Here is a 15,412-nt window from a genome sequence, read left to right on the forward strand (position 1 = left end):
TTATAATTAATTTTTCTTTTTAAAGAAACCATTTAGCTTATCCGCTATTGCATCTTCAACCTTTTTTGTTGCTTTTGCTTTTACTGTATCTATCTTTGCTTGCGCTTTGGTCTGTAACTCTGCTTTCTTTTCGGCTATTACGCTATTAACAGCATCCTTAGCTGTCGTTTTTGTATCGCCAGCTCCGTATTTTAAGCTTATAGTTGGTTTCAGAATTGTTCCGCCCAAAACCGCATTAACCCTAATTGTTTCGCTCATAGCTACATTTGTACCTGCCTTACTATTTAACTTTGCTATCATAGCATTTGCTGTTTCATTGGCCTTAGCACCTAACATTGCTCTTGGTAAATTTAATCCCAAATTGTAATCCATCGTTTGATCTAAACCATTTGATCCCTGAACATTCATTACAATTCCTTCCTTTTTAATATCGAAAGGAGAAACATTTAATCGGCCATCAACAATCTTAAACTTAGTAATTACATTGTTTAATTCTAACTTCTTAAACTTATCCGAACTCAATGCTGAAGCCAATTTATTTAATGGCTCAAAACCATCTAACACAGCTTGAATAATGTTTGTTAATCCTGATGCATTGATAGACGAATAAACGGGCATCATATTCTGATCTAAATCAGAATTGAATTTTAAGTTTGTAGAAAACACACCTTTTGTAAACTTAGCAACTGGAGCAAGCAGTTTAACCGTATTAAATGCTCCGAATGCCTTTTGAATATCCATTTTTTCGATTCCAAAATCTACATCAACTTTAGGTTTTTTAGGATCAATTGTGGCGTAAGAACCATTCATATTTACTTTTCCGTCCAACATATTCATGCCCATATCTTTAAAGGTTATGGTTTTATTTTTCACCAATAAAACACCTTTAGCATTTGTAATATCATAATTATCATATAAGACACGTCCGGCTTTTGCTGACAAATTAAAATCTATATTGCCAGGAACTTCAAAAACAGAAAGTTTAGAATCGCTTTTCTTCGCACTTTCATCCGTTTTAGCTTTCGGCCCCATCAATTCATTAACATCGATCAGGTTAGATGATAAATTGAAATTTCCTTGCAGTGCTTGATTTTTCTTGAAGAAATAACTTAAATAATTATTCACAGAACCATTTGCAGCGAAATCGCTTTTTCCAACTTTCGCAATTAAATTGCTCAACGTAATATTTTTCGGACTGAAAACCATTTTAGCGGTTGGAACACTCACTGGCATTGGAACGTTTTTGCCTGCATAGTTAAAGTTCGACGCGATCATTTGTCCTGATGCTTTGAAAGCCTCATACTGCCCTTTATCAATCGAAGACTTTCGTCCCGCTGCCTGCACATCAGCATCTAAAATTCCGCTTAAAGTCATATCCTTCATTGGGAAGATTGCAGTAAGCTGTTTTAAATCTAGTTTTCCTTTCAAAGCCATATCCACAAATGGATCCGAAGTTGGGTTTTTCAAAAGCAATCGGCCATCCACCGGAACTTGTCCAAATTCCAGATGAAAAGCCGGAACGTTTACAACGGTATGATCAATTACGCCATCAGGATTAGATATTTGAGATTTAACTTGAATATTATTGATAGCTGATGGCAAAGAAGGATATTTGATTTTGCCATTCTCGATGGATAAATTAACATTAAACGCTGGCAACGATTTTGCGTTGTAAGTTCCTTTTGCCGTTCCATTCATGGCAAATTTTCCTGTGGCTTCCAGATCCTTAAAATTCGAAGCGTAAATTGCAGGAATTAATGAAAGGAAATTTTTAAGCTCGGATTGTTTGGCATCAAACTTAAAATCCATAACCATATCGCTGGCATTTGGCATAGCCAAATACCCTACAGCAGATAAAAGAAGCTCGTTTAGTTTAATTTTATTATCCGAGAAAGTAAATTTCATGTTCTTCATATCGATATCAATAGGAAGATCTGCGTTTAATTTAACTTTATTTAGATAGGGAATTCCACCATATTTAACAGTAAGCTTTTCAATATCAGATTGTGTTTTTAGCGTGAAGAGATCTTGTGTAAAATCGCCCTTCCCAGTATGATCTAAACTATCTATTTCCATAAAAAAGTTTAACGAAGCATCATCATAAATGATTTTTCCCTTTTCGATTGCATATTTTTGCAGAGCAACTTTAAAAGCTGTTTTAGCTGTATCTGATTTTGATGAAGCACTATCTTTCTTCATTATATCCCAATTGGACTTTCCACTTTTTAAAACTTTGGCAAAAATGTTAGGTTGATCCAGATTAACTGATTTAATTTTATAGGTTTCTCCTTTTAAAACACTAAATAAATCTACATTTAATTGTAATTGTTTAACATTTGCCAAAGTGTCTTTGGCAAAACTGTCGACCCCAATAATCATCAAGTTGTTGATTTTTATCCCCAAATTGGGGAATGTGGAAATCAAACTCAAGTCAAGATCCTTAAAATCTACCTTGGCATTTACACTTTTATTGATGGTAGATTTGATTTTGGCATCAATTTCCTTCTTAAAAAACATGGGAATTGTGGCTGCAGCAACAAATAGAATAGCAAAGAGCGCTAAAATTAGGATCGAAACTTTTTTAAGCATGATTTATTTATTTACAAGATTAATGTTTGGTACGTAAACATGGCAATAAATGCTCCAAAATTTATCTAACTGAATGTTAAATATTTAGAAAAAAAAGAGTCAAAAATCAAACAGACACAATAGGATAAATAATAATACGTTATGGGATTAAAATATATTCACTATTTTGTTACAACAAACTTTATTATTCATTTAAATTTACGTAATTTTATCATTTGAATGGCCTTTGGGCTATATTCCCTGGTATATATGAAAAAACTATTACTATATTCTTTTGCTTGTTTATCACTTGTTAGCATTCTTTCTGGCTGTAGCTCGAAAGGCGGGAATGCTTCAACTAAAACAGGCATTCCTTATGCGGATAGAAAAAGCAAAACTCCCGGCGGTTTTGCTGTAGCTACTAAGTATAAACGTGCTCCAGGGCCTGGCTTAATTCCAATTGAGGGTGGAGTTTTGGTTGTTGGTGGTAGTGCAATCGAAGTTGCAGGTGTTGAACCCAACATTTATAACTATAAAAGACAGGTAACCGTACCTTCTTTTTATATGGATGAAACTGAGGTTTCAAACACCGATTGGCTAGAGTATTTACATTGGATTAGAGTTAGCTATCCTGAAGATCGCGAATACTACTACAATGAATTACCTGATACATTGGTTTGGCGTAGCGCTTTATCCTATAACGAACCTTATGTAGATAACTATTTGCGTCATCCAGCTTACCGTGATTATCCTGTTGTGGGTGTTTCTTGGGAGCAGGCTTCTCGCTATTGCGAATGGAGAACTTCTCAGGCGAATGAATTTATTCTTCGCGAAAAAGGAATCTTAACGGATTATAAAACGCTTGCCGGTGGAACATCTGGCAAAGGCAATAATTCTACAACAGCTGCTGCAACCGCAAGACCAGACAAACCTTTTAACACTGATGCATATCTAAATGGTCAGTATGATGATAAGGGAAAGAATGCTCCGGTTGATTATAATGCAAAAGCTGGTGCATCTGTTGGCGCTGCCGGCGGTAGAGGTGGCAAAGGCCAACCGACAAGAAATGCAACACTAGAAGATGGTGTAATTATGCAACCTTATCGTTTACCAACAGAGGCTGAATGGGAATATGCAGCTCTGGGCTTAATCGGAAACACAGAATACGAAAACATTAACCAAAATAAAATTTATCCTTGGAATGGTTTGGGTGTAAGCTCTGCTAAGAAAAAAACCCGAGGAATGATTCAAGCCAACTTTAAAAGAGCACCTGGAGATTACATGGGTGTTGGCGGTTCATTAAATGATAAAGGTGATTTAACTGTTCCCGTAATATCTTACACCGCGAACGATTTCGGTTTGTACAATATGGCTGGAAATGTTAACGAGTGGGTAAATGATGTTTATCGTACCGGAACCTTTACCAATGCTGATGCATTTAACCCTTATCGTGGTAATCAATTTCAGGATAAGCAACTTTCTGATGCTGCAAACGGCAAAATCGCTTTGGATAAATATGGCAAACCTATTAAGCAAAATGCTTATTCAGGAAAGAAATTAACATGGGCAGAGAAACAAGCTTTGGCAAAAAGAGCGGATTCTATTTCTAAATCTCCAGATCCAACGGCGCAAGTTACTTCATACCAAGCTGATGAAAGAGGTTATCGCGATAAACAGAATAAATTGCTAAACGAGGAAGGCGTTACTTTGGTTAACGATAAATCTAGAGTTTACAAAGGTGGTTCTTGGAACGATATGGCTTATTGGTTAAATCCTGCTACTCGCCGTTTCTTGCAACAAGATGAATCATCTGCCGAAGTTGGTTTCAGATGTGCAATGACCATGCTTGGTGCACCAGAAATTAGTACCCAAGGCAAAAGACAATTTAAAACTCCACCTTCAAAACCTTACAGGGTTAGCAAAGGAAAATAATTTCAACATAAAAAAAAGGCCTCGACAAAATCGAGGCCATTTTTTTTTGCCTTATTGGGTTTATTTAAACTGAATCAGTATTTGATTTTTTTCTACTTTATCGCCTTGCTTCACCGAGATTTTTTTTATGATTCCATCAGTTGATGATTTTAGAATGTTTTCCATCTTCATTGCTTCAAGGATAAGAAGGTTATCTCCCTTCTTTATTTCCATTCCTTCTTCTACAATCACTTTTAAAACCAAACCTGGCATTGGAGCTTTAATTTCTAAAACTTTGGCAGAGGCTAAATTATCTAACCCGAGTTGCTTTAATAATTGATCAAACTGATCTTCTATTTTTAGAGAATAAATATTGCCATTAACTTTAATTGTACAGGTCTTATCGGGCATATTAACTTCAACAACTTCAGTATTAAAAGATTTGTTTTTATAAATAACATGAGTTGCATGGTTTCCAAGATCGCTTAAATCTAATTTCAACAATTCATTATCAATAAACAAATCAGTCCCTTTTTTATCAATTTCGAAATTAAAACTTTCGTTAACTTTTACTTTGTGCATAAGCTATTGTGTTAATGCGTACTGAACTAAATTTGCACCCATTTTAAGCGCCTTGGTTCTGGTTTCTTGCGTATCTTCTGGATAAGTACCAAAGTCTTCCCATCCATTTCCCAAATCGCACTCAAATGTATAATAGCAAACTACTCTGCCTTTATAAATAAGTGCAAATCCCTGTGGCCGTTTACCATCATGTTCATGAATTTTTGGGAGACCTGAAGCAAACTTATATTTCTGATTGTAAAGAACGTGATTGGCTGGCAATTCTACGAAGCTTAACTCCGGAAAAACCTTTTTCATTTGTGGTCTGATGAATTTGTCCAAACCATAATTATCATCGATATGAAGAAAACCACCACCTGTTAAATATTGTCTTAAATTTTTAATTTCTTGATCGCTAAACACAACATTGCCGTGGCCAGTCATATAAATAAATGGATAATTGAAAATCTCCTTACTTCCAACTTCTACAATACTCTCTTCGGGATAAAAATTTGTTTTGAGGTTGGTATTACAAAATGCAATTAAATTGGGCAATGCTGTTCTATCGGCGTACCAATCACCACCACCATTATACTTTAGTTTCGCCATGCGATAGGTTGGAGCGGGACTAAAAGCGAAAAAACCAAAAACTAAAGCTAAAAGGCCAAAGCCCAATAGGGACTTAACTTTAAAAAACTGAAAACTGAAAATTGAAGACTTCAAATTGGTTATCGGTTAAGGTAATTGATTTCAAAGCAAGCAGACAGGGCAGCCGTTTCCGTACGAAGCCTATTGTTGCCTAAAGTTAAAGCTTTAAAACCTTTGTTCAAAGCTTCATTTACTTCATTTAAGGTAAAATCTCCCTCCGGACCAATTAACACCAAAGATCTACCATGTGGTTTAATTAAATCGGAGATATATTTTTTACCTTCGTTATCTATACAATGGGCAATTAATTTATCCCCATCGAATGGTTGTTTTAAAAATGCATCGAAAGAAATTGCATCATTTAGTTTTGGATGATAAGCTTTTATGGATTGTTTAACTGCAGAGGTGATCACTTTGATTAAACGATCTTCTTTTACTACTCGGCGCTCAGATCGATCGGTAATGATTGGTGTAATTTCATCTATCCCAAGTTCCGTAGCTTTTTCTAAAAACCATTCTAAACGATCGATATTTTTAGTAGGTGCTACAGCAATGTGTAAATAATGATTCCGTTTATTGAATTCAGCTTCAACTTTTAAAATGGAGAGAATTACTTTTTTGGGGTTATCGGATGTGATTTCTGCTGTATAAAATCCGCCTTTCCCATCAACAAGATTAACTAAAGTGCCAATTGGTAGGCGTAAAACCCTTACACAGTGTTTGCTCTCTTCTTCGTTAAGGGTATAAGTATTTTGGGTTATATCTGGCGTATAAAAAATATGCATAGTTGAAATTTAGTGATTATCAACCATATCTCCTTTATTAATAACCAATTCTAACTTAATTGTTTCGATATTTTGATCTGTTTTCTTTAGAATGGTAAACAGATAACCATAAGATTCATTGCTTTCTCCAACTTCGGGAATGCGTTCAAAAACGTGCGATACCAAACCACCTATGGTATCAAAATCTTCATCCTCAGGCAAATCATGAGGCAAATGTTCATTTACATCATAAACGGTTGCAAAGGCATTTACAATAAATTCATTGTCAGATACTTTTTCAACCAATGGCTTCTCCTCATCATACTCATCTTGAATTTCGCCAACCAATTCTTCCACAATATCTTCTAATGTAACCATTCCTGCAGTTCCACCAAATTCGTCTAAAACGATAGAAATCTGAATGCGATTACTCTGCAATTCGCTCATTAAATCATTAATCTTTTTAGTTTCTGTTACGAAGTATGGTTTGCGGATGATATCGCTTAAAGTCCAATTTTCATTATCCGACATCACCAACGGTAAGATATCTTTGGCATGAATAATCCCAACGATCTTATCCATAATCTCATCATAAACTGGCAATCTAGAATAACCTTCTTTTATAATGGTATCAATCACTTCCTCTTTCGAAGCCGTTAATTCTATTCCAGAAATTTTCGTTCTAGGCACCATGATATTTTTAACTACACGCTCGTTAAAATCGAAAACGTTCTTAATTAATTCGTGTTCATTATTATCCAATGCACCACTTTCCTTACCCTGATCTAATAAATACTGAAGTTCTTCAGTACTGTGCAATGATTCGTGGCCACCAGATGTATCAATACCAAATGGTTTTAGAATTATAGCAGCAAGACTGTTTAAAGTCCAAATTGCGGGTCTGAAAACAATATAGAAAATTTGTAATGGAACAGAAACAAACAAAGTTGTTGCAACTGGTCTTTGAATTGCGAAAGATTTTGGAGCAAGTTCTCCAAAAACGATGTGCATAATGGTAATAACCGAAAATGCAACAACAGTTGATGCTGAATGGATAAATGCATCACTAAAGCCCCAATTCAAACTATCAAAAAGATTTTTAAAAATGGTATGCATAACGCCTTCACCAACCCAACCCAAGCCAAGGGATGCAAGCGTTATACCAAGTTGAGTAGCAGCAAGGTATCCATCAAGATTATGAATAATACCTTTGGCCATTTTACCTACACGACTGCCAGTTTTTGCTTTAATTTCGATTTGTGATGCTCTAACTTTTACAATTGCAAATTCCGCTGCAACAAAAAAACCGTTTAGTATCACCAAAAATAGTGCGAAGAATAATCTCCATCCAACCGAACCTGTATCTGGTTCATCCAAAGCGACAAGGGCAAGGTTGGTTGAAGGTAGAATCGCACTTAACTTCAAATTTAAAAACAAACAGACCGTGGGTAAATCCATTATGCTAATTCTCTAAATGTTGTGTTGTATAGTTCTATACTTTCTCTAATTACTTTGTGTGCATAGCGAACACCTAATAAATGTTCGATAGTTACATTTTTATCTTCTAGCGCTTTGTAATCTTGAAAGAAACGAACAATTTCTTTCATTTGGTGTGGAGGCAACTCATCCAAATCGTTAATATAATTAACAGACATATCGTGAGCAGCAACAGCAATAATTTTATCATCCTGTTCTCCATTATCAACCATATGCATTACACCTACAACTTTCGCTTCGATCAATGTCATTGGGTAGACATCAACAGAACATAGCACCAAAATATCTAATGGATCTTTATCATCACAATAAGTTTGTGGAATAAAACCATAATTTGCTGGATACATTACTGATGAAAAAAGAACCCTGTCTAACTTAATTAAACCAGATTCTTTATCGATTTCGTACTTTGCTTTTGAACCTTTTGGAATTTCAATAATTGCGTTTACTACTTCTGGTAGGTTTGCACCGGGAGATACGCTATGCCATGCGTGATGATCGTCTTTTGCCATTTTTAATTTAAATCTGTTTATCCTCTTCCGGACTTTTCACTACTTTACTTTTTACAAAGGTAATTAATAATGGTATAGTTGTAATAAGGATAAACCCAATAATAATATATAATAAATAATCGTTAATTTCTTTTTCAAACCTTTTTCCTAGAAAATACCCTAGTAAGGTTAGTGATGTTATCCATAAAACGCCTCCAACAATGTTGTAAAAAGCGAATCTTTTAACATCTAATTTTACTACACCAGCAAAAATCGGTGCAAAGGTTCTAACTATCGGAACAAATCTTCCCATAATGAGTGCAAATGCGCCTTGTTTGTTATAATATTCTTCTGCAGCTTTTAAATATCTCTTTTTAAAGAAAAAACTGTCTTTTCTGGTGTACAATACTGGTCCTGTTTTACGGCCAAACCAATAACCAGTAAAATTGCCCATAATTGCTGCAACACATAAACCAGCCAAAAGAACCGCAATGTTAACATCAAGCTTACCAGTGGCTACAAACATGCCCGCTAAAAACAATAAATAATCACCGGGAAGAAAGAAGCCAAAGAACAGCCCCGTTTCTGCATAGATTACAAACATTACAAGATAGAAACCGCCCTCCCTCAATAATTTTTCGGGATCAATTAGCTGATGCAGGTTATTCCAAAAATCGTGCATATTCAATTATTCGTAAAACTACAAATAATTATTAAACAACTGCATACCTATATTAGGTTTAAAATAATTGCAGGATAAATACCCAATACAATTGTAATTACTACGGATAACAGTAAAACTACTTTGTATTGTGCTGGCGTAGAAAGTTCTACTTCGCCACCATCTTTAAACCACATAGCCACAATCACCTTGAAATAATAGTAGAAGCCTACCAAAGCATTTAAAATTGCGAAGGCAACTAACAACGTTTGGTATTCGCCCATTACATTTAAAAACATTAAATATTTTCCGATGAAACCTGCAGTTAGTGGAATCCCAGCAAGTGATAACATCGCGATTGTTAAAGATAAAGCAACTAATGGGTTTTTCTTGCCTAAACCATTGAAACTCTCAAAGCTATCGCTCCCGGTTTTTTGTTTAACCAAAATTAATACCGCAAAGGCGATAATTGAAGCAAAAGTGTAGGCCGTTGCATAAACCAAAACATTGTTTTCAGAATTCTTGCTTAAAACGATAAGCGAGAATAATAAGTAGCCTGCGTGAGAAATACTCGAGTAAGCCAACATGCGCTTAAAGTTCTTTTGGAACAAAGCAGTAACGTTGCCAATAAATAAGGTTAAACAAACAATAACAATTAAAGGCACAACCCAAAAATCGTGAAGTGGGGCAAATGCACCTGCGAATAACCTTAAGAAAGCTGCAAAACCTGCAGTTTTAACCACAGTACTCATAAAAGTAGTGATTAATGATGGAGAACCTTCGTAAACATCTGGTGTCCAGAAATGAAACGGTGCTGCACCAATTTTAAAGCTTAATCCAATCATCATTAAAATAACGCCTGGATAAAAAATTGGTGAAACAGCTTGTGGGTTCGCAACTAGATAAGCTTGAATTTTATCTAAATCAAATGAACCTGTAGCACCATAAATTAAAGTGATCCCGAACAACAAGAAACCTGTTGAAAAAGCACCCATCAAAAAGTACTTTAAAGAAGCTTCATTTGAGGCAAAATCCTTCTTACGAATCCCAGCAAGGATGTATAAACTTACCGACATAATCTCCAAGCCCACAAAGAGCATGGCCATGTTTTTGTAAGATACCATCATAATCATCCCCGCAAGGGCGAAAAGAATTAGGGTATAATATTCTGCTATGTTATCGCTTTTCGAATGAAAATAGTTTTGAGTTAATAGGAAAATCAATAGGGTACCAACAATACAAACTGCAGAAAAGGCTAAAGCAAAATTATCTGTCTGCATCATACCGTAATGAACTGCATTACCGTTCCATGCACAAAAAGTAAATCCTAATGCAGTAAGTAAGCCAACAACTGTAAGCGGTAATAATGCCTTATTTGCTTTAAACAAACCTGCATAAAGCACCAAAAAAGCTGTTATACTAATGGTTATAATAATATTCATTGCTTATGTTACTGTTTTAATTTTTGATTTACCTGTTCTAATAAATGTTGCACAGATGCCTCTGTTAAGTGCAATAATGGTTTTGGATACACACCCAAAACAATAATCAATACACAAATAATATATAAAACCAATTTCTCGGTTCCTTTAATATCTGTAAAAGTGATGGTTAAACTATTTGTTTTACCAAGCATGATGTTTTGATACATTCTAAGCATATAAACTGCTCCGAAAATTATGGTCAAGCCTGCAATAGCTGCCGCCCAAATGCTGTAGTTGTAGACGCCCATCAACAATAAAAACTCGCCGATAAATCCGTTTGTTCCGGGTAAGGCTACTGTTCCCAAAACAATAATCAAGAAAACGATTGCTAATTGTGGTGCTGATTTCGCAATACCGCCTAATTCTTCAATTTTATTGGTTTTTAAACGAGAGAAGATAATATCTAATACAAAGAATAAACCAACAACATTAATACCGTGACTTAACATTTGAACCATTGCGCCCTGCATCCCTTGTTGGTTTAACGCGAAGATCCCTGCTGAAATTAATCCAACGTGGGCAATTGATGAGTAGGCTACTAAACGTTTTGCGTCTTTTTGGGTAAAGGCAATTAATGATGCGTAAACAATTCCAATGATCGATAAAATTATAGCAAGATTACCCCATTCTTGAACTCCATGAGGTACAATTGGCAATAACCATCTAATTAGACCGTAAATACCCATCTTTAACATAATACCGGATAATAACATTGTTCCTTGTGTAGGCGCTGCTGTGTAGGTATCTGGTTGCCAAGTATGGAAAGGGAAAATCGGCATCTTAATAGCAAATGCGATAAAGAAAGCCCAGAAAATCCATCCCTGTTGATCAGCATTTAAGTTTAAAGCATAAAAAGCTTGAAGATCAAAATTGTGGGCAGGGTTTTGAAGATATAGATAAATAATACCCATCAACATGAACAATGATCCTGCAATCGTATAAACAAAGAATTTCATGTTGATACGAATGCGGTCTTTTCCGCCCCATATGGCGCAGATAAAATAAATCGGGATTAATGCGGCTTCCCATCCAATGTAAAATAAGAAAGCATCCATTGCGGTGAACACTAACAACAATCCACATTGCATAAAAAGAATTAATGCGTAGAAAGCAGCTGGATTTTTATAATCGTGTTTATAGCTTGATAGAATGATTATTGGCACCAATAGATTGGTAAGCAAAACCACCAGCATGCTAATTCCATCAATACCAGCGTGGAAACGAATGCCTAAATCAGCAATCCAAGGTAAATTTGCCTCGAATTGAGTACTTGCATCAGGAATAAAACTGCATGCGATGAACAAAGTCAAACCTAAAGATGCAACTGCAAATACAGTTGACACTATTTTAGCCAACTTGCCTGTAAATGCCGTAATAATTGCACCTACCAGCGGAAGAAATATGAGTAGTAAAAGTTGTTCCATTATTTAATTTTGAACCCTTTTTATATGTATAAAAATGTATATAATAACAATGCGACGATACCAAATACCATCATAAATATATAGAAACCGACGTTTCCACTTTGTAATAAACGAACGCCCTTGCTGGCTTCGTTGGTACTCCAACCTAATCCATTTACAATTCCATCAATAAATTTTGTATCGATTATTCTGTAGAAGAATTTTGAAAGCCCATCTAAAGGTTTTGTAATCAAGAAATCGTAAATCTCATCTAAATAGAATTTGTGATAAGATAACTTTGCCAAAGCAGAGCGTGGAGCTTCATCTGCTACTGGAACATGCGCTCCTCTTACATATTTATAGTAGGCATAAGAAAGTGCAATAACCGCGGCAGCTACCGAAATTCCCATTAGGGTATATTCTGTTATATGATCTAAGCCGAGTTCGTGTTGTGCTACAACTGGTGCTAACCAATGCGCCAACCAATCGTGACCACCTAAAATTTCGGGAGCATTAATTGCACCACCAATTGCCGCTAATATTGCTAAAATAATCAAAGGGATTGTCATTGCTTTCGGCGATTCGTGCACATGACTTTCTTCATGGTGTGTTCCTCTATATTTTCCAGAGAAAGTAAGGAACATCATTCTAAACATATAAAAAGCAGTTAAGAAAGCGGTGAAAACACCAACAGCCCAAAGTACCTTATTATGCTCGAAAGCATTTGCTAAAATTTCATCTTTAGAAAAGAAACCTGAGAATGGAGGTAAACCTGCAATTGCAATTGTACCAATCATCATGGTAAAAAATGTGATTGGAAGTTTTTTACGCAAACCACCCATATGGCGCATATCTTGTTCGTGGTGCATGGCGTGAATTACAGAGCCAGCGCCTAAGAATAATAATGCTTTAAAGAAAGCGTGTGTAATTACATGGAAAAACGACCCTGTGTAAGCACCAACGCCTAAGCCCAAAAACATATATCCCAATTGAGATACAGTAGAATATGCCAATACCTTTTTAATATCTGTTTGTGTTAATGCAATAATCGCTGCGATTAAAGCAGTTGCAGCACCCACAATTGCTATGATGTTTTGAGTAAACGGAGCAAGATCAAATAACACGCTTGAACGGGCAATCATATAAATGCCAGCCGTTACCATGGTTGCAGCATGAATTAATGCTGAAACTGGAGTTGGTCCAGCCATTGCATCAGGCAACCAAGTAAATAATGGTAACTGTGCAGATTTACCACAGGCACCGATAAATAACAAAATGGTTATTAAAACGATTGTACTATTATCCTTAGAAATACCAATTGCTTGCGGGAATATTTTAGAAAACTCCACACTTCCGAAGAAGTTGAACATTAAAAATACGCCAAGCAAGAAGCCTAAATCGCCAATGCGGTTCATTACAAAAGCCTTTTTAGCAGCTGATGCATAAGCAGAATTAGTGTACCAGAAGCCAATTAATAAGTATGAACATAAACCAACCCCTTCCCAGCCAATAAACATTACGATGTAGTTGGAGCCCAATACCAATAAAAGCATAAAGAAAATAAATAGGTTTAGGTAACTAAAAAATTTACCGAATCCCTCATCGTCATGCATGTAGCTGGTAGAATATAGGTGGATCAAAAATCCAATTCCAGTGATAATCAAAAGCATGATTGAACTCAATGGATCAACCAGAAATGATAATGGAATATGCAAAGTTCCAGCGCTTATCCAATCGAATAAAAATACTTCGTGAGACTTTTGTGCATCGCCTTGCAAACTAAAGAAAATAATTACACTGATGATAAAGGAGGCGAAGATTACGCCACTTCCAATAACACCAATTAGTCCTTTAGATAAAGAATTTCTGCCCAGCCCGTTAATTACAAACCCTAAAAAAGGTAGTAATGGAACCAACCAAATCAATTGTTCTATTGTCATTCTTAATATATATTTACCACTTAAGGCGATTTAAAACATTAATATCTATCGATTTCGTATTGCGGTAAACCATCACGATAATACTCAAACCAACGGCTACTTCCGCTGCTGCAAGTGCCATAATAAAGAATACGAAAACTTGTCCTGATGGGTCGTTACTGTGAACTGAAAAAGCTGTTAAAAGTAAATTAACTGCGTTTAACATCAGTTCTACCGACATAAATATTACGATTGCGTTTCGGCGAGTTAAAACACCAATTACACCAATAGTAAAAATAATTGCACTTAAATAGATGTAGTGATTTAGCGGTACCCCTGCCATTTGTGTAGTTAAATTTTCCATTATGCTTCTACCTCATCTCTTTTAGATAATAAAACGGCTCCAACCATTGCGGCCAACAGTAATAGAGATGATAATTCGAACGGCAATAAAAATGGTCCAAAAAGCTCTTTACCTAAGTTCTCCACCAAACCTAATCCTTGATTTTTAAGAATTAGCGGGCTTGAAATTGTTGTGGCTTTAAGTGATCCGATTAAGGTTACCACTAAACAGCCTCCTGCAATTACACCAACAATTTTGATCAATGGAGATTTAGATGGCTCTGTTTCATTATTGAGGTTAAGCAACATCAACACAAAAAGAAATAACACCATAATTGCCCCCATGTAAACGATAAAATTTACAACAGCTAAAAATTGTGCATTTAACAATACATAATGTACCGTAAATGTGAAAAAAGTAAGGATTAAGTACAATACACTGTGGATAGGATTTTTTGCAAAAATCACCATCAGCGAAAAGATGATACTTAATGTGGCTACGAAATAGAATACTTGTGTACCCATTAATTTGTTATTTGTTTGTACACCTCATCATTGCGAGGCACGAAGCAATCTCATTTTTTTACGTCTATTGCTTTAGGATTGCTTCGTTCCTCGCAATGACGGCAACAGTTAAATTATTTTTTCATTTCTAATGGAGCTTCCACCAACTTATCTTTTCCGTAAATAAAGTCTTTACGCAAATAATCTGCTGGAACGATTGGTCCATCCAAGTAAATTGCTTCTTTCGGACAGGCCTCTTCACATAATCCACAGAAAATACAACGCAACATATTAATTTCGTAAGTCGCTGCGTATTTTTCTTCGCGATATAAATCCTTTTCTTCAGGTTTACGTTCTGCCGCAATCATTGTAATGGCTTCGGCTGGGCAAGATAGTGCACACAACCCACAGGCAGTACAACGTTCCTTTCCATTCTCATCACGCTTAAGCGAATGCATTCCTCTAAAGTTTGTAGAGAATTCACGCTCAACCTCTGGATATCTTATAGTAGCCTCTTTTTTGAATAAGTGGCTGATGGTTATGCCCATACCCTTCATAATTGCAGGTAGGTACATCCTCTCCATAAAATTTAATGGCTTTTGCTCCAGTACTTTTTTCTTGTTACTTAATGATTCCATAACCCCAAACCCCTAAAAGGG

At 35.7% G+C, this 15,412-nt stretch carries 14 protein-coding genes; 1 reads left to right on the forward strand and 13 read right to left on the reverse strand.

From position 1 onward, the window contains the following. Positions 1 to 6: 6 nt before the first annotated feature. Positions 7 to 2,589, reverse strand: a complete 2,583-nt coding sequence (locus tag H7U22_RS09410; RefSeq protein ID WP_187071107.1) for an AsmA-like C-terminal region-containing protein — start codon at positions 2,587 to 2,589, stop codon at positions 7 to 9. Between the two features lie 249 nt (positions 2,590 to 2,838). On the opposite strand from H7U22_RS09410, the gene H7U22_RS09415 reads away from it, so the two are divergent. Then, positions 2,839 to 4,500 (forward strand): SUMF1/EgtB/PvdO family nonheme iron enzyme, encoded by a 1,662-nt coding sequence (locus H7U22_RS09415; protein ID WP_187071108.1) that lies wholly within the window; start codon positions 2,839 to 2,841, stop codon positions 4,498 to 4,500. 60 nt (positions 4,501 to 4,560) lie between these two features. Here H7U22_RS09415 and H7U22_RS09420 read toward each other — a convergent pair whose 3' ends face one another. The 12 genes from H7U22_RS09420 to H7U22_RS09475 all read right to left on the reverse strand — a co-directional run bounded on the left by H7U22_RS09420 (position 4,561) and on the right by H7U22_RS09475 (position 15,391). Further along, positions 4,561 to 5,061, reverse strand: coding sequence for an acetyl-CoA carboxylase biotin carboxyl carrier protein subunit (locus H7U22_RS09420; protein ID WP_187071109.1), 501 nt, complete (start codon positions 5,059 to 5,061; stop codon positions 4,561 to 4,563). A 3-nt stretch (positions 5,062 to 5,064) separates the two neighbouring features. Further along, positions 5,065 to 5,649 (reverse strand): DUF4159 domain-containing protein, encoded by a 585-nt coding sequence (locus tag H7U22_RS09425; RefSeq protein ID WP_248284715.1) that lies wholly within the window; start codon positions 5,647 to 5,649, stop codon positions 5,065 to 5,067. A gap of 119 nt (positions 5,650 to 5,768) precedes the next feature. After that, on the reverse strand, positions 5,769 to 6,473 hold the full coding sequence (locus H7U22_RS09430) for a 16S rRNA (uracil(1498)-N(3))-methyltransferase (protein ID WP_187071110.1): 705 nt from the start codon (positions 6,471 to 6,473) through the stop codon (positions 5,769 to 5,771). Between the two features lie 9 nt (positions 6,474 to 6,482). After that, on the reverse strand, positions 6,483 to 7,910 hold the full coding sequence (locus H7U22_RS09435) for a hemolysin family protein (RefSeq protein ID WP_248284710.1): 1,428 nt from the start codon (positions 7,908 to 7,910) through the stop codon (positions 6,483 to 6,485). Continuing rightward, complete coding sequence (locus tag H7U22_RS09440) at positions 7,910 to 8,461, reverse strand: inorganic diphosphatase (RefSeq protein WP_187071111.1); 552 nt, start codon at positions 8,459 to 8,461, stop codon at positions 7,910 to 7,912. Before H7U22_RS09440 ends, H7U22_RS09435 begins: the two co-directional genes overlap by 1 nt. Positions 8,462 to 8,468: 7 nt before the next feature. Then, the gene (locus tag H7U22_RS09445) at positions 8,469 to 9,122 is read right to left on the reverse strand and encodes a DedA family protein (protein WP_187071112.1); all 654 of its coding nucleotides are present in this window, start codon (positions 9,120 to 9,122) and stop codon (positions 8,469 to 8,471) included. A 47-nt stretch (positions 9,123 to 9,169) separates the two neighbouring features. Beyond that, the gene (locus tag H7U22_RS09450) at positions 9,170 to 10,543 is read right to left on the reverse strand and encodes an NADH-quinone oxidoreductase subunit N (protein ID WP_187071113.1); all 1,374 of its coding nucleotides are present in this window, start codon (positions 10,541 to 10,543) and stop codon (positions 9,170 to 9,172) included. Between the two features lie 8 nt (positions 10,544 to 10,551). Continuing rightward, positions 10,552 to 12,009: a complex I subunit 4 family protein gene (locus H7U22_RS09455; RefSeq protein WP_187071114.1), complete on the reverse strand. Its 1,458-nt coding sequence runs from the start codon at positions 12,007 to 12,009 to the stop codon at positions 10,552 to 10,554. Positions 12,010 to 12,029: 20 nt separating this feature from the next. Further along, positions 12,030 to 13,922, reverse strand: coding sequence for an NADH-quinone oxidoreductase subunit L (nuoL, locus tag H7U22_RS09460; RefSeq protein ID WP_187071230.1), 1,893 nt, complete (start codon positions 13,920 to 13,922; stop codon positions 12,030 to 12,032). A 19-nt stretch (positions 13,923 to 13,941) separates the two neighbouring features. Further along, positions 13,942 to 14,271, reverse strand: coding sequence for an NADH-quinone oxidoreductase subunit NuoK (gene nuoK, locus H7U22_RS09465; protein WP_187071115.1), 330 nt, complete (start codon positions 14,269 to 14,271; stop codon positions 13,942 to 13,944). After that, positions 14,271 to 14,774 carry an NADH-quinone oxidoreductase subunit J family protein gene (locus H7U22_RS09470; RefSeq protein WP_187071116.1) on the reverse strand — a complete coding sequence of 168 codons (504 nt, stop codon included), beginning with the start codon at positions 14,772 to 14,774 and terminating at the stop codon, positions 14,271 to 14,273. The genes nuoK and H7U22_RS09470 overlap by 1 nt, the downstream gene beginning before the upstream one ends. A gap of 113 nt (positions 14,775 to 14,887) precedes the next feature. Further along, a complete protein-coding gene (locus tag H7U22_RS09475; RefSeq protein ID WP_187071117.1) occupies positions 14,888 to 15,391 on the reverse strand; it encodes a NuoI/complex I 23 kDa subunit family protein in 504 nt (167 codons plus the stop codon). Positions 15,392 to 15,412: the final 21 nt, after the last annotated feature.

It is taken from the genome of Pedobacter fastidiosus, assembly GCF_014306625.1.
Taxonomy (GTDB): Bacteria; Bacteroidota; Bacteroidia; order Sphingobacteriales; family Sphingobacteriaceae; genus Pedobacter; species Pedobacter fastidiosus.